This is a genomic window from Desmonostoc muscorum LEGE 12446, from assembly GCF_015207005.2.
GTDB lineage: Bacteria > Cyanobacteriota > Cyanobacteriia > Cyanobacteriales > Nostocaceae > Nostoc > Nostoc muscorum.
Window position 1 is genome coordinate 5765919 of the sequence record NZ_JADEXS020000001.1, and the last position, 23677, is coordinate 5789595.

Here is a 23677-nt window from a genome sequence, read left to right on the forward strand (position 1 = left end):
ATCGCGTAGCATGTCCAAGTTTTTTCGCTACCAATCCTGTCGGGGATTAAATTTGCTTATCTTTTCTTTACGGGGAGTGGGGAGTGGGGAATGGGGAGATGGGGGCAGGGGAGGCAGGGGAGGCAGGGGAGGCAGGGGAGGCAGGGGAGGCAGGGGAGTGAGGGGGACAAGAAAATTATGTTGTTATGTTACTTCCCCTATTCCCTACTCCCTACTCCCTACTCCCCTACCCTTACTGAACTACCAACTGGATGTTTTGCAGGTGACACTTCGTTTCAGCCGTACCAAGGCGTTCGATTACTTGTTCGGCACTCATCAAACGCTTGAGTACTACTTGACCGATGGTCTTACTGGCCGTTACTGGGGTTGTTGGCTTTACTTCTACGGTTAAAATGGCTTCTTCAACTCGATACAGCCATAGCAATTCGTTTTGTTCCACTAAACAAATATTCATTCGCTGAATATCTGGTTGGCGTCGCCATGCTGTTATTTGCCAGAGTCCGTCAGATGCCCACACTCTCGAAACTGTCCATCCCTCAGATAGAAAGAAATACTTCACGGTTTTAGTCTCGCTATTAGACTTTAAATCTGTTGTTCAAGATATCGCGATCGCTTTTTTCGCTGATGTATAAACACTAGATTTTTCAGGAAAACCATGCAGCCGTTCTCTATGAGAAACCGCTCCACGGGTATGTGTATTCAAGCAGCAACAGGCAAAGTTTTAATGTACACTGCCCAAGCTATTGTCAAAGCTTAACAAAGCTATACCCTAGTAACTATGAATTTACGACAAATTCAGTCAATGTTTCAAATCTTAATTAAATAAACATTTTTCCTTACTTTAAGGAACTGTCCTTTGTCATTAGTCATTAGTCATTTTTGTTCACAAAGCACAAAGGTATTACAACATATAAGTTTATTTGTACGTATATACTTAGCTGTCAGCATTGCCAAAATTATTTGTAAAAATTAAGGCACAATAGTCACAAATGTAGTAAAATGACTGACCGCTGATATCTAAAAATATTATTGCTATGACATGGTTTTCCTTGTCCGTGAAACGCTGGAGTCCGATTATACAATTCCTATCTTTATTCTGTGTATGTTTATTTTTAGTTGTGAGTTGTACTCCTCGTCCACAAACAACTACCCCACCATCTGGTTCTGTAAATAGTCCTACAGGTGATGGTCGCATTACTATAGGTACAACAGCTAAGCCGAGAACCCTTGACCCAGCTGATGCTTATGAGTTAGCATCCTTGGGCTTGGTGTTTAATATGAGCGATCGCCTCTACACTTACGAACCAGGAAGCACAGAAATTAAGCCCCAACTCGCCACAGCATTACCGAAAGTCAGCCAAGATGCCCTAACTTACACCATCCCTTTACGTCAGGGAGTAGTTTTTCACGATGGGACTCCCTTCAACGCCCAAGCAATGGCGTTTACCATCCAGCGCTTTATGGAAAATAAAGGCAAACCCTCTTTTTTATTAGGCGATATAGTAGATTCGGTGAAAACCACAGGGGAGTATGAGTTAACCATTAAGCTGAAAAAGCCCTTTGCAGCGTTTCCTTCATTGCTAGCGTTTCCTGGGGTGTGTGCAGTTTCGCCGAAAGCTTACGAAGTCGGTGCAGGTAAATTTAAGCCGAATATTTTTGTGGGGACTGGCCCTTACAAGTTAGCCCAGTATGGCACTGATTCATTGCGATTTGATGTGTTTGATAAGTATTGGGGTGAAAAGCCAGTTAATAAGGGTGTTAACGTCCAAATTCAAACTAGTCCGGTTAATTTGTTTAATGCTTTCCGCACAGGTGCTATTGATGTAGCTTATTTATCCCTACAACCAGACCAAACTCGGAGTTTGGAAGAAGGTGGTAAAAAAGGGGATTGGCAAGCGATCGCTGCTCAGGGTAGCGTAGTCAGTTATATGGTATTAAACCGGAATCAAAAGCCTTTAGATAAAGCAGAAGTAAGAGCTGCGATCGCTTCAATAGTTGACCGTCCACTAATCAATGAACGAGTGTTGCTTGGTCAAGCAGATCCGCTTTATAGCATGATTCCCACGACATTTAATGTATCTGTGCCATTATTTAAAGAAAAATATGGCGATGCTAATTTTAATCAAGCCAAACAATTATTAACTACCGCTGGTTTTTCCAAAGAAAATCCTGCGAAAGTTCAAGTTTGGTATCCTTCTAGTTCCCCTACTCGGAGTTTAGCAGCACAGACACTTAAATCACTTGTCGATGCCAAAATGGATGGAATCCTGCAATTTGAAGTCGCCGTTGCCGAAGGTCCTGCTTTTTTTAAAGACATTTCTAAAGGATTATATCCAGCAGCTTTACTTGATTGGTATCCAGACTTTTTAGATCCAGATAATTACGTCCAGCCATTTTTGTCTTGTGATAAAGGTTCAGTTGCCAAAGGATGCGAAGATGGGGCGAGTCAAACTCAGGGTTCGTTCTACTATAACGAAGCCATGAATAAATTGATTGACCAACAACGTAAAGAATTAAACCCCCAAGCGCGTCAGAAAATTTTTACAGACATTCAAAATCAAGTAACTACAGATGTACCTTACGTTCCCCTATGGCAAAACAAAGACTATGTATTTGCCCGAAATGGCATTAGTAATGTACAACTTAATCCAACTCAAATTTTGGTTTACCAAACAATTAAAAAATAAGTCGTAATTCGTAATTCGTAATTGAATTTATTGAGGTCTAAATTCTCAACAGCTAAAAGCCCCAACTTTGACAATTTGGTGTGATTAAAAGCCCAAAAATTACGAATTACGAATCACGAATTACGAATTACGAATTACGAATTACGAATTACTTATGTCTCGCTCTAAAGCTTTACAATATTACATTGTTTCCCGGTTGTTGTTAGCGCCATTTCAGCTATTAACTATTATCACCATTGTATTTCTCTTACTCAGAGCAACACCAGGAGACCCAGCAGATGCAATTCTTGGTGGACGTGCGCCAGAAGCAGCTAAAGAAGAATTGCGAAAACAACTCGGTTTAAATCTACCTTTGTGGCTACAGTATCTAAATTACTTGGGAAATCTGTTGCGCTTTGATTTAGGAACTTCTTTGTTGAGTCGCGGAGAGAATGTTTGGAACATCATTGCACAATATTTCCCAGCGACAGTGGAGTTAGCAGTATGTAGTATGGCGGTTGCACTCATGGTGGGAATTTTAGTTGGTACTCTTTCGGCTTCCCGCCCTGGAACATCTTTTGACTTGGGTGGGCGGTTGTTTGGTATCATCACCTACGCACTCCCCATGTTTTGGGCGGGAATGCTTTTGCAATTGATTTTTTCAGTACAACTCGGTTGGTTTCCCAATTCTAATCGTTTTCCGCCCAACCTTCCCGCACCCACACTGATTACAGGATTGTATACAGTTGATAGTTTACTAGCTGGAAACTTTAGTCAGTTTTTCACATCTTTGCATCATCTTGCCTTACCGAGTCTGACTTTGGGAATTTTGCTGAGTGGGATTTTTGAGCGAATTGTGCGAGTGAATTTAAAGCAAACCCTGCAAGCAGATTATGTAGAAGCAGCTAGAGCCAGAGGTATTCAGGAAAACAAGATTTTAGTTTCCCATGCCTTAAAAAATGCTTTAATTCCAGTGATTACAGTTTTGGGATTAACCTTTGCGTCTTTGTTGGGTGGAGCGATTTTGACAGAGGTGACATTTTCTTGGCCTGGGTTAGCCAATCGACTATATCAAGCCATTAGCGATCGCGATTATCCCACAGTGCAGGGAGTATTGGTATTTTTTGGGGCGATCGTTGTCAGCGCCAGCATTTTAATTGATATTTTAAATGCTTATGTAGACCCGCGAATTCGATATTAACTATAGGAATCCGGTTTGATTTTTGAACAAAATTAAGTAATAGGGCACAGCATTGCTGTGCCCCTACAAATAGTCTACATTCTATGCAATTGATAACCGTTATAGCGCTTCCCAATCACATGAGGTACAGAAATTTGTAGGGGCGCATAGCTATGCGCCCCTACCTTCCACCTCACTAGAACGAGAAATACTATGTATTCTGAATTCTGAATTTTGTTAATTTTCTTGAGAAATACCACTGGCTAAAATACCAAGAATTTTATTGACATCTTTGAGATAATATTCGCTTAAATCAATGGTCAGTATTTGTTCTTCTAGTTTCAAAAATTGCCAAATACTTCCCGTTGTTACTGCTCCGTAAATTGTTTTAATCTCAGTTCCAGCTTGCTGATTAAAAGTTTGGGCTGCTACCATTTCGGCTGCACACTGACCCAAACACGCATTAATATTTTCTTTTTTAGCTTCTACAACTGTAATGACTGGCGCTGTCAAAATTAGAATTTCTGGAGATTTCGTAATAATAAAATCGCAAGTACCATTTAATCCTTTGGCATTATCGACAGTGAAATCTATCCCAGAAAATAAACTAACTTGCTCGTGTAATTGTCGGCGTAAATCAACTAAAATTGGAGCAATAATTAACTCAGAACGCGCTTTTTCACTATTGCTAGCTAAAGCGATCTCCCGGTTATAATTGAGTGTTTCTGCAAGTAAATTACTCGCTGCTAGTTCAGGAACACCAGCGAAAATATCCCGTTTTTCTAATGTGATTAAACTAAATTGTTGTTTTGCTTTAGCTAAATTAAAATCGCTGTAAGCCATAAAACTACTTTAGTTTCTATTGCCAATTGCCTACTAAAACATAAGGCGCCCAATAATAAGGATGAGGTGGTAAATTCTGCAACTCCTGAAAAGGTGGATTCAGCTTCAAAGATTCTAACAGCGATAGTTGAGCGTTCTTCAGAGCATCTGCTTGTTTCGCCCCTGGCTTTTTCAAGTCTTGGTAAAATTGACCCATAAATTCGGCGGTAGAAGCATCTCCTACAGGCCAGAGAGTGGCAAGGGTACTGCGTGCCCCTGAACGAACAGCCATTCCTGCCAAGCCTAAGACAGCTCGTTCATCGCCAGTAGCAGTTTCACAGGCACTCAACACCAATAATTCTACGGCTGTACCTGGTTCTTTGAGCAAAGCACTCAACTCATTAATACTGATACTTTTCCCATCCCCTGTAATAATAAAATTCTTTTGGGGATTAGAACTAAATAGCCCATGAGTGGCTAGGTGAATAACAGGAAAATTTGATTTCAACTGTTTTTGAATAGTTTTGACAGTAAAATCTTCATTGAGCAGCTTTTGGGAAGCAGGAAAAGTTTCTTTAATTTGGTCTAATTCCTTGGGAACATTAACCAGTGCGGCAAAAAATTGTCCTTGTATTTTAATTTGCTCGCTAACTCCAGCAGCTAAGACTTTAAGTTGTTTCCTTTCCAATTGTTTAGGAGCGAGCAGTTGTAGACTCGGAACCAGGGCAACGCTATATTTTTCAATGAGATAATTTTTGCCATCGTAGAGCGCAGCTACTGGCACTCTCTGCAATCTCCCATTTAGGACAAATACTAAATTTTTGATTTCCTTGGGATCTAGCTGTGTCTCGAAAGGTTGGATTAGCCAATTATATACTTCTGCAAAAATTGGTAAAAGTGTCTGAAGATTTTCCTTTAATTCTTTGGGATTGGGGTTAGAAGTTAAGAGAATATTTCGTGCAGAGTTATTGATACTAATGTTGTCTAAATTATCGTAAAGCCGATCTAGAGTTTCATTAACTTCTCGTTCGCTAATAGGAATTACTACTTCCTGCAAGGGTTTTCCCGACACGGAAAGGATAACTTCTAAGCGATCTGGCAACACAATCGGATAAATTACAGCTGCATTGGCATCAATATTATCAATTTGCAACGCGATGTTTGCTGTTTCCGAACAGGGGTCTTGAAAAAAGTTATCTAGTTCTGCTAATTGCAGAGATTCTATCACTTGCCGGGCGAATTCTAGACGTTTTTGAGACTTGTTCGTTTCAGATTTTTCCTGCTTAATGGTAGGAGTAGAAACTATTAGCGAATTTAATTCGTTGTCAGTCAAATTTGATTTCAACAGCAAATCTGCTAATTCTAGATAGACAGGTTTGACTTCTTGGAGAAAATCAAACTGGACATCTTGATTGTTGACGTTTAAATCGCTGCGTAGGGATTGCAGAGTATTAAAGGCGGCGGTGTATGCTGCGATCGCTCCTTTGATATCTCCCTGTTTTCGTAGTAAACTTCCTAACTGAGATTGCCAAAGATAAGTAATTTCCCTAGCATCACCACTGATATTTTGTTCTTGGGCTAACAACAGTGCTTGTTGCGTTAGTTTGGTTGCCTGATTTAATTGCCCTTGTTTGTGGTAAAATTTGCCCAAATACCCTAGAGCGTAGGTTTCGGTTCGTCTATCCTGTAGAGTCCGTGACTGTTGTAGTGCATTCTCTAATAAAGGTTCAACGTTATTTGTTTGGGCGCTTTGCATCAAAGAATCAGCAAAGTTAATCTGGGCATAAATAGCAGCACGACTGGGAGTAAGAGTGGCTAAGTTAGGTAGAATTTGATTTTGCAATGCTTGAGCATCTTGGCTCAACTGCGACTCCAACCCAGAGACAAAATCTTTTGCCCGTTGAATTAATTTAGCTTCCGAAAATCTCGACCAAGAAGCAATCCGGCGTTGCGTCTGTTCACCCCACCATCTTTGCGTCTCCAGTAATAGCTGGAAGTGATTGAGTTGTGCTTGAATTTTAGGTATTGGTGGCGCTGATGCTACCTTTGCTGCTTGGATATAGTAATTAACAGCTTGATTGTAGGGCGCTAGAGCATCCAAGACAGATTTGCGATCGATAATTTCCGTCACTGCATCATAGTCCCAGCGATCGCGGATTTGGTTACCTAAGATCCGTTCGGTATTCCCCAAACTCACTAGCACCGCACTTTTTTCAGCCGATTCGGCACTTGATGACAGACTTAACTGCAAGATTTTTTGCGACTTTTCTAATAACCCTTGTCTGCGTAGGACATCACCGAGGCTGTGCAAGCCAATCGCTTCAGTTAAAGTCAAGGAATTACCCTTTTGAGTAAGGGTTTTGTGGAGTTCCTCGATTTGGGTTTGGCTACAGCTGGGGTTTTCGATCGCAAAAGCTTCAAGTAAAGTATTGCAAGCTTTGGGATATAAACCTAAATCTTGCAAAGCCTGGGATTTATTGATTAGACTCTTAGTCATTCCATCGCGATCGCCAATTTTTTCATAAGCCTCAGCCGCCGCTTCCCATAACTTTGCTGCTGCTTCTAATTCTCCAGCGTTGTACCGTTGTTCACCTTCCCTTGCCAATGCTAGAGGACTACCAGCATTAGCATGTAAACTAGAAAGATTTGACCAAGCTGGCATAGTCAAACTAGATAACAACCCCAAGAAAGCTGAAAGAATCAAAATTAATAAACGACGGTATCTTTTAGAAATCATATAATTTTGGATTTTAGATTTTAGATTTTGGATTGACCCCAGCAATCAAGTCACCGGTTCTGTCATTTAATTTTGGATTTTAGATTTATTCTCGCGTTTAAATTCCCTTCCTCTGAGACCTTTTTAAATTTTGGATGCAAGAATCTTCAATTCCATTATCCAAAATTTAAAATCTAAAATTCACTCAGGGGTTGCTATGTTTAGAACGCTTTGTACTCCATCTGAAAATACACCCCATTTTCTTGCCATGTCCGCTTGCTATTATCAATATTTATTAAAGGAACACCCCAATCAAGGCGAGCTGTGAATCTATCCCCCATTTGCCAAAGTAGCCCTAATCCTGAACCTAGCAGAGTATTCGGGTCAGGATTTTCTCTACCTGTATTCCAGACAGTACCAAAATCAATAAATGGTGCAACCTGTAAAGTTCCTCGAAGTTCCGGAAAACGAGCAATAGGTAATCGCAATTCTGCGGAAGCAAAAATGCCATTATCACTGAGTAAAACATCTTGGCGATAACCCCGCACTGTTCCTTGACCTCCCACACTAAATTGCTCAATGGAAAGCAGAGAACTACTGGCCAATTGCACATTAGAACGCAACAACAAAGTAGGAGCTGCTGTTTGTTCTTTTGGCTGACTGAGGAGGCGCAAATAAATCATTTGTCCCCGCCAAAGGAAATATCGGCTATCTGGTTCGCTGTTATTAATTGTGGCGTCAAAAGCTCCAATTCCCAAATTAAACTCGGAACGAGCAGCTAGAACTTCTTGACGACTGCGGTGTAGCCATTCTTGGGCGAAACTCAATTCCGATACCCGCGTTTCTCCTTGAGCATCAGCCCCAGCAAACAGGGGAAAATCCACTCCTTGAATCGAAGAATTACTTTCGCGCCTGGCTGCGGTTAAAATCAAGGTGAGTTCTTGGCTAACTTCTGGGGTGGCTCTTTGCAGAACTGGCTGACGAAAAGATAATTCAAACTCACGAGAATTTACTTCGATATCCAAATCCTGAAAAGGAGGTTCAATAATTTTGTTGTCGGTAATCCGATAGTTGAAGCCAATAGTGCCATTCCGAGGATTCACTGGCAAGGTATAACCGCCCTCAAAGCTATTGCTACCATCGGTATTTTTGTAGGCGAAACTCAAGCGATCGCCAATTCCCAGAAGACTGGCTTCGGATAAGGCGATGCCGCGCTCAAAACTACCAACGCTGGGGTTGCGGTTATTATTAATACTGAGTTGGGTATTAAAAGTTCTCGCCCCCTTGACTGTCACCGCTAAAGAATTCACACCTGGCCTAGTACCGGCGGTGAGTTCGGCGTCTAAGCTTTCAATTAGGGGATTGAGTTGCAGCAGTTGCAAAGCTTCTTTGAGGCGGTTAATATTTAGTGGTTTGGTAGTAGCGATCGCAATGCGACTGCGGACATAATCTGAGTTCAACCGTCCTTTAATCACATTGACTTGAATATCTTCTAAACTGCCTTCTACTACCTGAATTTTGATGATTCCTGAGCGAAACTCTTGACTGGGAATGTAGGCACCAGAGGTAATGTATCCCTTTTGCACATACAATTCGGTAATTTGATTGGCAGCTTTCAGGAGTTCGGCAAAGGTAATTGGTTGTCCGGTAAAATTGGCGATCGCAGAGTTTAATTCTTCTTGGCTAAAGGCGCTATTACCAACAAACTCGAACTTTTGCACAACGATACTTCCTGGAATATCTAGGGCGTCTTCCGGGGTTGGTGGTACTGTCGGCGGTATTTGGATGGGTACGTTTGTTGGTGGTAGAGGATTAGCCGGGGGTTGTTCTGGCGGTTTTGGGGTAACAGGATTAATCGGCTGGGCGCAAGCAGAATTTGTGTGATACAGCAAGAGTATAAAAGTAATACAAGGAGATAAAAAAAATCTCCGTCGCCAAACACTTAATACCATTTTGGATTTTAGATTTTAGATTTTGGATTAGTCATTGGTCATTTGTCATTTGTCATTTGTCATTAGTTATTTCTCCCCCTACCTCGCCATCTCCCCAGTCCCCAGTCCCCAGTCCCCAGTCCCCAGTCCCCAGTCCCCAGTCCCCAGTCCATCTGTAAGGTTCAGTGACAATTAGATGAAGTTAACCCAGAACTATAGGGAGTAGGATTAGGCGCTTCGCTGGCTAGAACTAGCACACCTTGGGCATTAACATACCAACCTCTCGCGGGAGGTGGCAGTTGCGAAGTATTATTCACCTCTGTAGCAGCACTAGCATCAACAGGCTCAAAACTAATTAAAGCTCCACTACTTAGCTGTTCACTCGGTCGAGGTGGCAATCCTCCACGTCCGGTGATGGTAAATTCGCTTCTATTTTGACTTGCTGTCCCTCGACAAGCCTGAGCTACCACTTGTTCTGGTTTAGCTACTTCTTGTGGTACATCGATAATTTCAAAATTATTTTCAGCCTCTGGTGTAATGATGCTGATTTCTCCGGCGATTCCCAGTTCGGAACTAGCAGTAATCTGACAAGTTGGACATACAAAGAATCCTCTGGTATTGATACTGATATTTCCTCCCATGCCCTGAACAGCGTCGGCGGTAATCTTACTGCCTTCTAACAGCGTCACAAAGTTGGCCGGACTAGAGCCAGCAATATTAATATTGCCTCCGTTCCCAGTTCCTCCAGCAGTGGCAGATATCTGACTGTTACGGCGCATGAGTAAGGAATTCGTTTGCAGAGATATGTTACCACCTTCACCAGATGTGGTGGACGCAGATAATAAGGCGCGATCGCTGAGTATCAACTGATTCCCTTGAATCGTCAATCTTCCACCTGCTCCCATACCAGCATTGTCGCTAGATATCTGACTATTACCGGACACCTGTAAGGAATTCTGGACTCGTAAATCAATGTTGCCACCTTGACCCCCTTTGGTAGCCGCCGTAATTCCACCTTGACTTTCCACGAAAATAGAGCCAGCATTCACCCGCAACGTTCCTGCATCCCCAGTACCATCATTCCTCGCTGTCACCTGTGCGCCATCTTTGACAACCAATTGCCCAGTATTAATTGTCACATCTCCAGAAGTTCCACTGGGCACAGCAGGCAGTCTTAATAGCTGTTGCAACAGCGGATCGACTATGTTGGCTGAGGAGATAATCAAACTAGGATTTACGGAGCCTGGGACTTTGCCACTTACCTCTACACTATCTTCAGCGTTAATGGTGACACTACCAGCAGGACCACTGGCTAAGGTGGAAGCATCAACTCTACCACCGTCTTTAATTACCAAGCGTTGAGTATTAATTGTAACGCTACCAGCCTTTCCTGGCCCGCCAGTACCAGCAGTTATTTGGCTAGGAGTGAAAACAAATGGTACTACACCTATCAACTCTACTAACTTCGAGGCATTCACAGTTACATTTCCACCTGAGCCAGTACCAGCAGTCACAGAGGCAATATTCCCTCCTAAAAGCGCAGTGACTTGCTGAGTTGACACTGTAAGAGTTCCCGCATTCCCAGCCCCAAAAGTTCCTGCCGTAATATTACTGAAGCGAGTAGGATTAAATGGTGAAAATCCTGACACTTGCAAATAATCACCAGCTTTAATATCAATATTCCCACCAGCAGCAGGTGTGTAAGTAGCGGCAGATATGGCTGCTCCATCTTGAACAACTAACCGGGGAGTGTTAACAGTAATATCTCCACTTTTGCCACCGCCGATAGTTTCTGTAAATAAGTTGCTGGAAATCTGCCCATCTGCTGTGGTACCCACTAAGGATAAGGATTCAGAGGCATTGACGTTAAGTCCCCCTGCTGATTGCGCTCCTTGGGTTTGAATTAACACCACCGAGCCATCGCGGATAGAAATGTTTCGCCCTTGCAACTGAATTGAGCCACTACCTGGTCCACTGGTATCTGCTAATGCCTTTTGAGATAAGGCAATATCTTGAAAGTTTGTCACCCCTTGATAACCTAAATTCCAGCCTTGAGGACTGGCATTGAGACTTACTAAACCTCCTGCCACACTACCTAAATCAATGCGTCCGCCCTCAGCTGTGAGCGTTCCTCCCTCTGAAATAATTCCTCCACCCACCAAAGCTAGGGTATTACCTGGCTGCACCTTTAGTCCGGCGGTGTCTCCCCTAGTAAAGGGTGAAAATATCGGACTTTCTAAACTGATGTTATGCCCTTGACCTTGGACACGAATCGCTTGGGGATTCTGCCCAAATTGCAAGCCTACTGGCACACTAATCGTTAGCCGAGGTGAAGAAGTTGAATCGGTTGCACTAAATTCTACGCCATCTGCAAATTTAAGACTATCTGCCGTACTCGCCAAAAATGAGCCGCCAATATTGAGTTGAGCTTTCGCACCAAAGTTAATACCACTGGGATTGATGAGGATGAAATTAGCACCGTAGTTTTCTTTAATTAAGCCATCAATATTGGAAATTGAACCACCTGTAACTCGGCTAATGATGTTAGTAATGTTGTTAAAAGCTGCGGTGTTGTTGAAAAAAGCTTCACCACCAGTAGGAACAGAAAATTCTCCAAAGCTATGGAAGAGGTTGCTACCGACTTGTGTTCCGCCTGTAATTAAAAAATCCAGCCCTGGTGTGGTTCCTGGTGAAACCACAGTTTGTCCATCGGCAAGTGTGTTATCTGAAGAAATTTGTGCTAAACCAGGAAAGCCGGTAATTAGACAGCAGAGATAAGCACTACTAGTAATTAAAATTTGGCGAAGAAATTGTTTCATTTTGCATAGGGGAAATTACCCGACGGAAAAAAAATATTTGAATGTTTTTTTAGTTGAATTGTAAGTACATTTAACTAAAAATGATATTATTGAGTTTATATTCGAGCCTAAATTTTGGTCAAGAAAGGTGTTTAAGTAATATGAACAACTGGCAGTCTTGGGCAACTATGGCGACAGCCCCAATATTAGCTCTGGGTGTTATAGTAGCAGTCTCTGCGCCCAGTAGAGCTAACAGTGTACAAGTAACCTGCAAGACTAACGCCAGCACACCAAAGGTGATTTTGAGTTTGGTTAAAGACGGAAGTCCCAAAGATTACATGATGTTGAATTTTCTCCCAAAGTATTTCTCAACGGTAAATGCCGTGCAAAATTGCCAGAATACAGCTAAAACTTTACAAAATATCTACGATACGGATAGTTCTAAATATTTAACGGCTGATAAGCTCAACGAGCAATCTGTTGTGTGTGCTGTAGAACGGAGAGGCATCGGTTGCAATCATTACAGCGCTCAGGTTTTATTTATTCTTAAACCAGTTGATAACCCCTCTCAAGCTTTATACGAAATGTTGGGTAGCGATTTTAAGCAAGCAAAGCCTTCCAATCTCCGGACTCTTAGCCGTACTTACACTAACACTAAACCTTTTTGGTGGCCATTTTAACTGGCATCAAATAAGTTCGAGATAAAAAAGTCTCTAATCCGGGCAGGAACTGGGTTGTATGGGTGTGGGTTAGATGATAGCGATCGCCAAAAGTTGACGAAATGAGAAATTTACTTCTCAATACTAGATTTAAAGGACATATTTTTCCTTGCGCTGCGCGTCTCGAAAAAAATATTTTTATTTTTTTTCATAAATAAATTTAGGGGCTTTAAGCCCTTTTGGCAGAGGGCAAAAATTGTATTTTCTTCCTTCTGCCTTCTGCCTCCTGCCCTCTGCCTTTCTTCGGTAAACGAAGAGGTAAACAAAACTACATTTGTGTAAGCTGTGGTCGTCGATTGTTACTTCATTATTTGAAGTATACAGAAATACCTGTATTCAGCTAATTCATCCCGCATTTATGCAACGCCTTTAAATGTTTCTATATCAGAAAAATTTTAACAAAATATACATATTATATAAAATATACGCTATTAAAACATCTATTCAAACATAAACTCTAACAATAGGATGTTATGGTAAACACTGTTGATAAAATTTATGTTTAGCAGGTCAACTATCGAAATCCGATTTGATTATTGAATTCACTTGATTGGCGAGGGAACAGAAAAGGAAGGATACTACTGATGATTTATTGAACTTCAAGCAAGCACAATAGATGTACAGCTTGAGGACATTGCAAAGCTCAATAAAACCTCAATTTTGAAACTGTAATGTATATAAATAATAAATTTCCTACTCATCCTTCATTTCTTCAAGGCCTGCGAGTACTCGTTGTAGATAATGATGTCAATTTCTGCAATTCTTTAACAGCGATGTTGCAATCTTATGGTGTGAAAGTGCAAGCGGCATTTTTAGGAGAGCAAGCTCTAGAAATATTTGTCCGATGGCAACCTGATATCCTCTTGAATGGTATTTCCTCGCCAAAGGAGGATGGCTATACTCTGATTCACCAAGTAAGAACACTTGCGGGAGAGCGAGGCAAAGCAGTGCCAGCCATCGCTCTGACAAGCACTGTAACTGAAGATATGTATCAACACGCTCTTTTAGCTGGGTTTAGTCTATGCGTTGCTAAACCCGTAGTTGTTGATGATTTTGTTGCTGTACTTGGCATTTTAGCAATTGCTAATAATCCTCATACTCATGATAACTAGCTTTAATTAATGTCTGAGATATATATAGTAGTCTAACTCTTTATAAATAATGATATGGGTCATTTATTTCTGGAGATAATTATTTTTAAAATACTACTAATGAATTTGATAAACGATAGGATTAATCTCACGAATTATCAAATGTATATTTTAACTCAATTAGTTTTGCTTTTGAGTAGCGGAATTATTGGTATTGCATTTATTCTAGCTTCTTATTTATTAGCAATGACTTGGATTTAGAAAACTTAAGTTGTTTATTTAAATTGTACTTAAAGTATTATTAAGTACAAGGCAAGTAAGTAGACTGACCTAAAATATAAACCTAAATCTGCTAAACCATTGCAGTGCTAAACTTGATCTTATGACATCCGATCAACCCTCTGAACAACCTGTATCTGAATCTACCGCTAATGAAGCGTTCGACATAGAGCAGCAAGACATTGCAGATGCTTTATTTCCCATCGTTGGCATTGCCGCCTCTGCGGGTGGATTAGAGGCATTTACGGGGGTACTTAAGCATTTGCTTACCGATACAGGGATGGCATTTGTGCTGATTCAACACTTAGACCCTAACCACAAGAGTCTGTTGAGCGAGATTCTAGGAAGAACAACTTCAATGCCCGTCAATGAAGTGCGAGACGGGGTGACTGTGGAACCAAACTCTGTCTACATTATTCCGCCTAACACTAAGATGATGTTGTCTGGTGGGGTGTTGCAACTCACGCCGCGAGAGAAAGTTCATGGTAAATATATGCCTGCTGATGCGTTCTTTACTTCATTAGCAGCAGATCGAGGGCACAAAGCGATCGCAGTTATTCTATCTGGAGCCGATGGAGACGGTTCACTGGGGCTGAAGGCAATCAAGGCAGCTGGAGGCGTGACTTTTGCTCAGTGTGAAGACACGGCAAAATTCGATAGTATGCCCAATACTGCTGTTGCCACTGGGAATGTGGATTTTGTGCTACCGCCGCAAAAAATCGCCGAGGAACTGGTAAATCTCAGTCGCAATCCTTTTATTGCTAACTCTTTGCCACCGATCGCAGTTGAGAAGTTGCCCGAACAGGGGGATGCCCTGGCGACTATATTTGTATTATTGCGATCGCAAACTGGCGTTGACTTCAGCCACTACAAGCCCAACACCCTCGATCGCCGAATCCAAAGGCGAATGCTGTTGTATAAACTACAACGCTTGGAGGATTATGCCCAGTATTTGCAAAACAATCCGGGTGAAGTCAAGGCGCTCTATGAAGAAATTCTGATCCACGTCACCCATTTTTTCCGCGATCCCGAAGCATTTGAAGTGTTGAAAGAGCGAGTCTTTCCTACCATCATCGAAAACAAATCAGCAGAGTTGCCGATTCGGATTTGGGTAGCTGGGTGTTCGACGGGTGAAGAGGTGTATTCCATCGCTATCTCCTTGCTGGAGTTTTTATCAAATAAAGTAACCTCGCCGCCGATCCAAATTTTTGCCACAGACATCAGTGAAATAGCGATTGACAAAGCGAGAACGGGTATTTATGCAGAGAATCAAATGGTGGAAGTCTCACCAGAGAGCCGCCGCAGATTTTTTAATGCCCTTGAAGGCGGTGGATATCAAATTAGTAAAGCTGTCCGCGAACTGTGTGTGTTTGCTAGGCAAGACTTGGGCAGCGATCCCCCTTTTTCTAACTTAGATTTAATTAGCTGCCGGAATGTACTGATTTACTTGGACGAAACGTTGCAAAAACGGATATTGCCCATCTTTCATTACAGTCTTAATCCGACTGGCTTCTTGCTGCTAGGGACTTCAGAAAGCACAGGTAAATATTCGGACTTGTTTATTCAGATTGACAAAAAGAATAAAATATATACCAAAAAGCTAACTGCAATTCGTCCAACTTTTTCGTTCATTACCAGCAATTATCCGATAGTAAAAGTGGACGAATCAAAGCCGACCGATGAGAATCCATCGGATGAGTTTGATTTAGAGAAAAAAACTGACCAACTAATCTTGAATCGCTATGCGCCAGTGGGTGTAGTAATCAACGACAAGATGGACGTGCTGCAATTTCGGGGAGAAATCGATCTCTACCTCAAACTTTCACCTGGGAAACCGAGTCTTAACTTATTCAAAATGGTGCGCCAAGGCTTGCTCATCGAGCTACGCGCCACAATTTATCAGGCACAACGGCAAAAAATTCTAGTTAGAAGAGAAGGGTTACGAATTGAAGAGGGCGATCTTGCAAAAATCATCAATCTTGAGGTGATTCCATTCAACCCTGGGACTGGCGAAGAACTCTACTTTCTAGTTTTATTTGAATCAGCCCCACCCACAATTAATAACCCCAGCACAGTAAACCCTGAGAGCGAAGTGCAGTCAGACTTAACGCAGGAGATTGTTCAGCTAAGGCTTGAACTTGCAACCGCCATCAAAGAGCGGGCTGCAACTCAAGAATATCTGCAAGCGGTGATCCAAGAGCAAGAGCATATCAATCAAGACCTGAAAGTTGCCAATGAAGAAATCCTCTCTAGTAATGAAGAGTTGCAAAGCACCAATGAGGAGCTAGAAACTGCCAAAGAAGAGATTCAGGCAACCAACGAAGAACTCAACACCACTAATGAAGAACTTCGTAGTCGAAATCAGGAATTACACCAAGTTAATAACGATCTCACGAATTTGCTTGCCAGTATTAATATTCCCATTTTGATATTGACTTTGGACTTACGCATTCGACGTTTTACGCCAATGGCGCAGCGACTTTTCAATTTGATTCCCACCGATGCTGGACGACCTTTGAGCGACATCAGAGCAAATCTCGATGTTCCTGAGTTAGAAACTCTAATTTTGGAGGTTCTTGACACACTCAGCATCAAAGAATTAGAAGTCCAAACTCTGGGGGGACATTGGTACAACCTCCGCATCCGTCCTTATCGCACTACAGAAAACAAGATTGACGGTGTAGTGTTGGTGTTAATAGATATTGATGTTCTTAAACGCAGTGCTGCAACCTTAGAACAAGCCCGGAATTACGCTGAAGCGATTGTGGAGACGGTACAAGTACCGTTAATCGTCCTTGATTCTGATTTCCGAGTGAACAAAGCCAATCGCTCGTTTTATGAAACATTTCAGGTTTCACCAGCAGAGACAGCCCAATCTCTGATTTTTGAACTAGGGAACGGTCAATGGAACCTGCCCGGACTGCGATCGCTCTTAGAAGAAATTCTCGCCAACGATACCAGTATTAACAACTGGGAAGTAGAGCATAGTTTTGAGCGGATTGGGCAGAAAACCATGCTGCTCAATGGTTGGAAAATTATTGAACAGGGCGAGGCTCAAATGATTTTGCTGGCGATTGAAGATATTAGCGATCGCAAACAGTTAGAGTTAGAGCGATCTAAGCTACTAGAACAGGAGCAGTCAGCCCGTCAACAGGCGGAAATTGCCAACCGAGCCAAAGATGAATTCCTCTCGAACCTCTCCCATGAACTTCGTAACCCGCTTAATACGATACTGGGCTGGGCGCAACTTTTCCGCACCCGCAATTTAGATTCTTCAGCAGTCATTCGTGCCTGGGAAGTGGTGGAGCGGAGTGCTAAGGTGCAAGGTCAGTTAATCGATGATATGCTCGATGTCTCCCGAATTACGAGTGGCAAGCTTCATTTAAATACTCGTCTAATCGATCTAGTTTCAGTAGTGAATGCCGCCATTGAGTCTATCGAATTTTCCGCAGAGGCGAAAAGCATTGAAATTATTTCAGAGTTGAACTCGGCGACGGTTGTCGGAGATTTTGACCGTTTACAGCAAGTTTTGTGGAATTTACTTTCTAATGCCATTAAGTTCACTCCAGCCGGTGGGCGAGTGGGAATTATGCTCGAAGCTGTATCTACTCACGCTGAACTTCGAGTCAGCGACACCGGAATTGGCATCCGGGAAGACTTGCTGCCTTATGTTTTCGATCGCTTCCGCCAAGGAGATTCCAGCAGCAGCAAAACAAGTCAGGGACTTGGATTAGGCTTGTCAATCGTCCGTCATCTGATAGAACTTCACGGTGGAACAGTTCAAGCGCAAAGTCCAGGTGAGGGACTAGGAACCACGATCATTGTCAGGCTGCCTCTGCGCTTAATGCCACCGGAGATTACACCACCAACTTATTTAGAGCCGAGCGTTTTGTCAGAGACTCTGGACACATTAGATGGTAAAAATCCACCCCTTACCCTTGAAGGGTTATGCATCTTGGCTGTAGACGATCAAGAGGATAGCCGCGACTTATTAAAGTGGATGTTAGAAGAGTTTGGGGCTGAAGTAGTAATTGTGACATCGACAAGGGAAGCGATCGCTACTTTAACTGAATCTCCTGGCAAATATGATGTGCTTCTAGCAGATATTGGGATGCCAGAGGAGGATGGTTTTTCCCTGATTCGTCAGGTGAGAGCGCTTGAAGCTGAAGCTGGGGGACAAATTCCAGCAGCAGCAATCACTGCCTATGCCACCGAGCAAGAGCGGCAAAGGGCAATTGATGCTGGTTTCCAAATGCATCTAGCTAAACCGATTGAGCTTAGTGAATTGGTATTGATGATTGCAAATTTGAGTGGACGAGGGACAGATAATTCGTAATTCGTAATTCGTAATTGAGGTACAGAACAACTAATTTTAATTATGAAAAAGTAAAAAATGTGCGGTGTCCAGATCCCCGACTTCTTAAAGAAGTCGGGGATCTAATTTTTCACGAGTGATTTAGGATTGCCATATCAAATGTTTGAATAAACGTTTTAATTACGTATAAAATGTATAATCTGCACCTAAAACATTCTAAAGGTACAGGTTATATATTACATTTTTACTTAAAAAGATACATAGTATATTTGATTTTTTTTAATAAAACAGAAGGTATCAACTATTAATTAGAGGAGTCTTACGCATGACTGCAACCTTCATGAGGAGGCCTAAGTTTCGCAATGCACAATGGGTGAGCTTTGTTGGTGGAGAAGGGATTGTACGCAGCTACACACCTGAATATGGCAGATGGATGTATGTCATTGAGATGGCATTAGGGCTAGAGCCTGACTTTGGCAGAGTTGGTGCAGAAACGATGATACTCCTCACTGAGACAGATTTACTTACGACATACAGCGAATTTCAAGCTGGGTGTTGTAAACAATCTAAGTCTCAAACCCCTGCGTAAAGGCTGTTTTGCTTCTGTTAGCGCAGTGGGGCGTAGCTAATTCTGATACCAATTCGTAATTCGTAATTCGTAATTCGTAATTAAGGAAATATTACGTAGTCTGAGTTTCAGGGTTTGTATCTGTTTCATTATTTTTGTGAAATGGTATGACTTCTGAATTCTGCTGTAAGTAAGTTTTTGATAAGGAGGATGAAGAGGTGGAAAATGTTTAAATCTACCGATTTAATTCGGGGTAAAATCTACTCTTGCCGAGGGGAACAAATCAAATTTAGCCATCAATCTCGTAATCGGAGATTTTTCTTTGTAAACAGTAGTGGTAAGCACTTGATGTTTACATTCGATTTCATTCAGCGAGAACTTTATGAAATCAGAGTACTAGCAGAACAGTAGGGGAAGCTTCATGCAGCAAGACAACTCTGATTTAGTCAAACAAATCAAAGACTTCAAAACTTATAGTTACTCTTGAGATGTAGTTATCCAAAAATCCAATTTTGACAAACAATTAGAGAAAGACTTCAATATCATTAATGCTCATTTTAGCTGATTATAAATCAAGTACCAGTTCCTAATAAATGCTAGGAGATTTTTAACCAATGGCTAGGATGCATAGCACTTCATTAGCAGCGAGTAAAAAGGAATTATCATGAGACAACTTGTTATTGCTGAACGTGTAAGCCTCATTGGTCATATCGTGTCAACAGTATTTGGATTGGTAGGAATACTACTGGTTATACCTAATGCCCAAGTAATTTTTAACTTATCCGAGGTTGCACAAACTGCCATCCAATGGAGTATGGCAGGAGGCGGTGTAGTTTATATGATTTTAGGTGCGATAGGTGTTTTCTTGTATGCCACGCGGATTTTAGGTTTAGGTCGCGCCTTGGCATTTCTGTTGCCATCAGTATTTATTTCTCTAGGAAGTGAATTACTAGGAACCAGTACTGGTTTTCCATTTGGTCATTATAGTTACCTAAGCGGTTTAGGTTATAAGATTGCGGGTTTAGTCCCATTTACAATTCCCTTGTCGTGGTTTTATTTGGGATTGGTTTCTTACCTGCTGGCACGCGCAGGTTTAGAAGTGGACAAAAAACCCAACTTGTGGCGTCATATAAGTGCGATCGCTTTGGGTGCTTTATTACTAACCTCCTGGGATTTTGTTCTCGATCCAGCAATGAGTCAAACTTCTCTACCCTTTTGGTATTGGCAACAACCAGGCCCCTTCTTTGGAATGCCTTACCAAAACTTTGCGGGGTGGCTGGGTACTAGCTCAGTATTTATGGCTGTGACTGCACTGTTGTGGAGAAATAATCCAATTAACTGGGAGCGATCGCAGCTTAATATACCTTTAGCAGTTTATTTAAGTAACTTTGGTTTCGCTACAGTCATGAGCTTAACAGCTGGATTCTTTGTACCCGTATTGCTAGGCTTGTTGCTGGGTGTAACTCCCGCAGTGTTGCTGTGGTTGAAAGGCTCACCTACACCTGTCCAAGTTCTCATAGAAGCACCAGAAATCTCTGTAGCTAGGCTCAAAGTTACAGCGAAATGAAAGGGCGTTAGGAGTTATGAGTTATGAGTTATGAGTTAGGAGTTAAGAGTTAGGAGTTAGGAGTTAGGAGTTAGGAGTTATGAGTTAGGAGTTATGAGTTATGAGTTAGGAGTTAGGAATTAGGAGTTAAGAGTTACGAATTCTTTTATCTCCTTGTCCCCTTGTCCCCTCATCTCCCTCATCTCCCTCATCTCCCTAATCTCCCTCATCTCCCTCACTCCCCCACTCCCCCACTCCCCCACTCCCCTGCCATTCTCGCTTGGAGAGTTCTTTTATCGGCAATAAACCGGCTTCAATCTCCTGCGGCACAACGTCTGTGATCTCACAGTTGCTATTAAGGCAATCGAGAAGCAACTGATTGGCATCGTAATATTGTTGCAATACTTGCTGTTGCTGTGGGCTGAAGTGCCAGTGATGCTCAATGTTTCGATGCTTGGCGATCGCACTTTTTAACTGTTCCATCCAAGCAGGATAACTTGTTTGCCACCATGTTTGAAACTTTTCTCTACTTTGTTCTGGATCGGGCAGTAGGTCTTTAAGTTGTTGTAAAGCTTGATGTAAGCCAGCATCTTGAGCGATCGCTAAAGTATAACTCAAAGCCTCATCGCAGGCATGGACATCGGCAAAATTAGATTTGCATTCCATTACTAGATTATCTAATGCCGCATCCAAAAAAATATCTTGATCAAGGATGCAGACAAGAGCAAAGTGCGAGATCAGGTGAGGAGTTCGAGCCAGAGCAAGGTAAAACGCGCGAATTGCAGTAGTAGGCTGGGGGGGAGCAGTAAGGGACTTGTGATTTACCCAAGTCAAAAATTTTTGCAAATATGGATCTTCAGCCACTAGTGCATCAACTTCCTGCTTCATCAACAGTACGAGGAAATCTGCACTCCGCAGCATGGCAACCGTTAACAAAAAGATTTCACGCCACCTGGGTTCAGTAATATGACTCACCAGATGTTCTAACGGTTGTTCTAATGTTTGTAAATTATAACTGGCAACGATTTTTCGAGCAGTCAGGTATTCTTGAAACGTCAAATAAGAGAAGGAGAAAATCCCCCGCACTCGTTCTGCTAGTAATCCATGTTGTAACTCTATCGCCTGAAGTACCCCTTCACTATCTAATTGCAATTCCTCTGGTTCCGTCGAAGCATTCGGTAAATCACAGATATAATCGCTAATGTATTGTTCAACAATGCGTTGTTCAAAAAAGTAATTACCCTGTTCAAATGTCGCGCTAGCAACCTGACTCAGCAACTTCAGCTTTTGTGGTAATAAAAAACCTTTGTACACTTGATCCCGCTCAATTGCTTTAGTTTCGTCCCATTTGCCCAGCAGGAGGTCTAAACATTGCTTATAAAACACAGCTTTTTGAATTGGGAATTTGTTCTGGTGATGAAAAACGCAGCAGGCGAGATGCAAAAACAAGGGAGTGACAGCAAGTCTTTGAAATTGTAAGTTTTCAGGTAAATCTAGTTTCTTAATAAACTCAATTGCGTGTTCTTGTTTATTCTTGATGTTCGTTTTTGTAAGTGCTGTAAACCACTTCTGAGCAAAAGCAACAATTTGGTCTTGACTAAATGGGGCAATTTCAACATCTGTAAAGCGTCTAAGGTTGAAAGCTTTAGCCGCCGTGCGGCAGGTGACGACAAATATATTCTTTTGATACTTTTCAGAGAATCTGCGAATCTCATTGGCGACACCCTTTTTTTCTTGATGAAGCACTTCATCTAATCCATCCAGCAACAGCAACACTCTGCCCTCCAACAACAAAGTTTCCACCACAGATGGATCTGAAATTTCACAGGTAAGGAATTCTTTGCAAATATAGTTGAGTAAATTGAACTCTCCTGCAACTCTCGTTTCGTCGGCAAAATCTCTCAAGGTGACAAAAATAGGAACCCGATTTGCAGCAAATCTCCCTCGGTTGCATTGAATCGCCAGATGTTGTAAAAAAGTGGTTTTACCTGCTCCCAGTTTACCCAACACCCGCAGTTTTGAATAAGTTTGAACTGCCGTGATCCCCGCGATTTCTATTTGGGATACTTCACCTAAACCAAAGCGATCAAATTCTTTTGATGTAAACTTTTGCAAGTCAGCAAACTCTAACCACTGAGAGCTTGCAATCTCCTCCAAAATGTTGACATCTATGTAAATGTCGTCGATTCTAACGGGGCGACTAACATCTAATAACTGCAAAGTGCCGCACTGGTCTTGAATTTTGTCAAAGCGTTGCGATCGCACTTGTTGTACTAGAGCATCAATATCTAAAAATTCAGCAGCACTAAGTTCTTTTGATTCAGGGAATTCTTCTGGAGGATTAGCCGCAATCTCGCGCCAATTCAACGACAACACAGAACAAATTTCTATAAAGATATAACGCTCAACGGGACGCCCAGTAAAAAACCGCCAAATTGGTTGGCGAGTCTTTAAGTTGACTTCAAAAGCCAAATTGTCTTGTGTCCACCCTTTCTGAGCGAACGCTTTTTTGGCTTGTTCAATCCCGGTAACTGATGCTTCGAGCGATCGCTTGACCATAGGAGCTTACACACATCAGATAAGAATTCTTCAAGTTGACATTATTGCAACATACAGTTTTGGAACTACTTAGAAACTATTTGAGTTATTTTTAAATGCTAATGATTTATTTAAAGCATCTTCCGCTAATATCTTCTCATTGCATTGTTCTCAGTTAAACATGATTTGTTTAAGTATTATTTTTAACTTTTTATTTTGTGTATTAGGAAATTGTGGTATATTTAGTAACTCTAGTGCTGCGGCAATCTAAACTTTATGTAAGATTAAATAAGCTGTTGCGCCTTTAATTTGCACTAATATTTTTTGAACATGGTTGTGGGGTGGGCATCTTGCCCGCCCTGATAATGCAAGTTAGTACACGTAACAGCTTAGTCGCTATTATTGTACCACTCCTTTACGGTTATGTATAAAGTTAACCTAATATTGTTAGAAACTAGCAAGAGAAATGAAACCAAACTTGATAAGCTAATTAAGTTCAACTCATAGC

14 protein-coding genes are annotated in these 23677 nt (G+C 41.8%); 8 read left to right on the forward strand and 6 right to left on the reverse strand.

The features are described from left to right. Positions 1 to 232: 232 nt before the first annotated feature. Complete coding sequence (locus tag IQ276_RS24560; RefSeq protein WP_190876139.1) at positions 233 to 559, reverse strand: hypothetical protein; 327 nt, start codon at positions 557 to 559, stop codon at positions 233 to 235. 475 nt (positions 560 to 1034) lie between these two features. Between IQ276_RS24560 and IQ276_RS24565 the strand changes: the two genes are divergently transcribed. Then, positions 1035 to 2687 carry an ABC transporter substrate-binding protein gene (locus IQ276_RS24565; protein ID WP_193919351.1) on the forward strand — a complete coding sequence of 551 codons (1653 nt, stop codon included), beginning with the start codon at positions 1035 to 1037 and terminating at the stop codon, positions 2685 to 2687. Positions 2688 to 2841: 154 nt separating this feature from the next. Next, entirely contained in the window at positions 2842 to 3867 is a 1026-nt protein-coding gene (locus IQ276_RS24570; RefSeq protein WP_193919349.1) for an ABC transporter permease, read from the forward strand. 216 nt (positions 3868 to 4083) lie between these two features. On the opposite strand, the gene IQ276_RS24575 is transcribed toward IQ276_RS24570, so the two are convergent. The 4 genes from IQ276_RS24575 to IQ276_RS24590 form a co-directional block, all read right to left on the reverse strand. Beyond that, positions 4084 to 4689 carry a hypothetical protein gene (locus tag IQ276_RS24575; RefSeq protein ID WP_193919347.1) on the reverse strand — a complete coding sequence of 202 codons (606 nt, stop codon included), beginning with the start codon at positions 4687 to 4689 and terminating at the stop codon, positions 4084 to 4086. 16 nt (positions 4690 to 4705) lie between these two features. Then, complete coding sequence (locus tag IQ276_RS24580; RefSeq protein WP_193919345.1) at positions 4706 to 7405, reverse strand: CHAT domain-containing protein; 2700 nt, start codon at positions 7403 to 7405, stop codon at positions 4706 to 4708. 200 nt (positions 7406 to 7605) lie between these two features. After that, the gene (locus IQ276_RS24585) at positions 7606 to 9336 is read right to left on the reverse strand and encodes a ShlB/FhaC/HecB family hemolysin secretion/activation protein (protein WP_193919343.1); all 1731 of its coding nucleotides are present in this window, start codon (positions 9334 to 9336) and stop codon (positions 7606 to 7608) included. Positions 9337 to 9497: 161 nt separating this feature from the next. Continuing rightward, complete coding sequence (locus IQ276_RS24590) at positions 9498 to 12134, reverse strand: two-partner secretion domain-containing protein (protein ID WP_235115929.1); 2637 nt, start codon at positions 12132 to 12134, stop codon at positions 9498 to 9500. A 140-nt stretch (positions 12135 to 12274) separates the two neighbouring features. Between IQ276_RS24590 and IQ276_RS24595 the strand changes: the two genes are divergently transcribed. The 6 genes from IQ276_RS24595 to cruF all read left to right on the forward strand — a co-directional run bounded on the left by IQ276_RS24595 (position 12275) and on the right by cruF (position 20652). Further along, on the forward strand, positions 12275 to 12793 hold the full coding sequence (locus tag IQ276_RS24595; protein WP_228043155.1) for a COP23 domain-containing protein: 519 nt from the start codon (positions 12275 to 12277) through the stop codon (positions 12791 to 12793). Between the two features lie 710 nt (positions 12794 to 13503). Beyond that, positions 13504 to 13944, forward strand: a complete 441-nt coding sequence (locus tag IQ276_RS24600) for a response regulator (RefSeq protein ID WP_193918279.1) — start codon at positions 13504 to 13506, stop codon at positions 13942 to 13944. A gap of 361 nt (positions 13945 to 14305) precedes the next feature. After that, positions 14306 to 18538 (forward strand): chemotaxis protein CheB, encoded by a 4233-nt coding sequence (locus tag IQ276_RS24605; RefSeq protein ID WP_193918282.1) that lies wholly within the window; start codon positions 14306 to 14308, stop codon positions 18536 to 18538. A gap of 304 nt (positions 18539 to 18842) precedes the next feature. Further along, entirely contained in the window at positions 18843 to 19106 is a 264-nt protein-coding gene (locus IQ276_RS24610; protein ID WP_228043156.1) for a hypothetical protein, read from the forward strand. A 204-nt stretch (positions 19107 to 19310) separates the two neighbouring features. Next, on the forward strand, positions 19311 to 19496 hold the full coding sequence (locus tag IQ276_RS24615; protein ID WP_235115930.1) for a hypothetical protein: 186 nt from the start codon (positions 19311 to 19313) through the stop codon (positions 19494 to 19496). A gap of 253 nt (positions 19497 to 19749) precedes the next feature. Then, on the forward strand, positions 19750 to 20652 hold the full coding sequence (gene cruF, locus IQ276_RS24620; RefSeq protein WP_193918284.1) for a gamma-carotene 1'-hydroxylase CruF: 903 nt from the start codon (positions 19750 to 19752) through the stop codon (positions 20650 to 20652). A gap of 195 nt (positions 20653 to 20847) precedes the next feature. On the opposite strand, the gene IQ276_RS24625 is transcribed toward cruF, so the two are convergent. After that, a complete protein-coding gene (locus IQ276_RS24625; protein WP_235115931.1) occupies positions 20848 to 23190 on the reverse strand; it encodes an NACHT domain-containing protein in 2343 nt (780 codons plus the stop codon). Between the last annotated feature and the right edge of the window lie 487 nt (positions 23191 to 23677).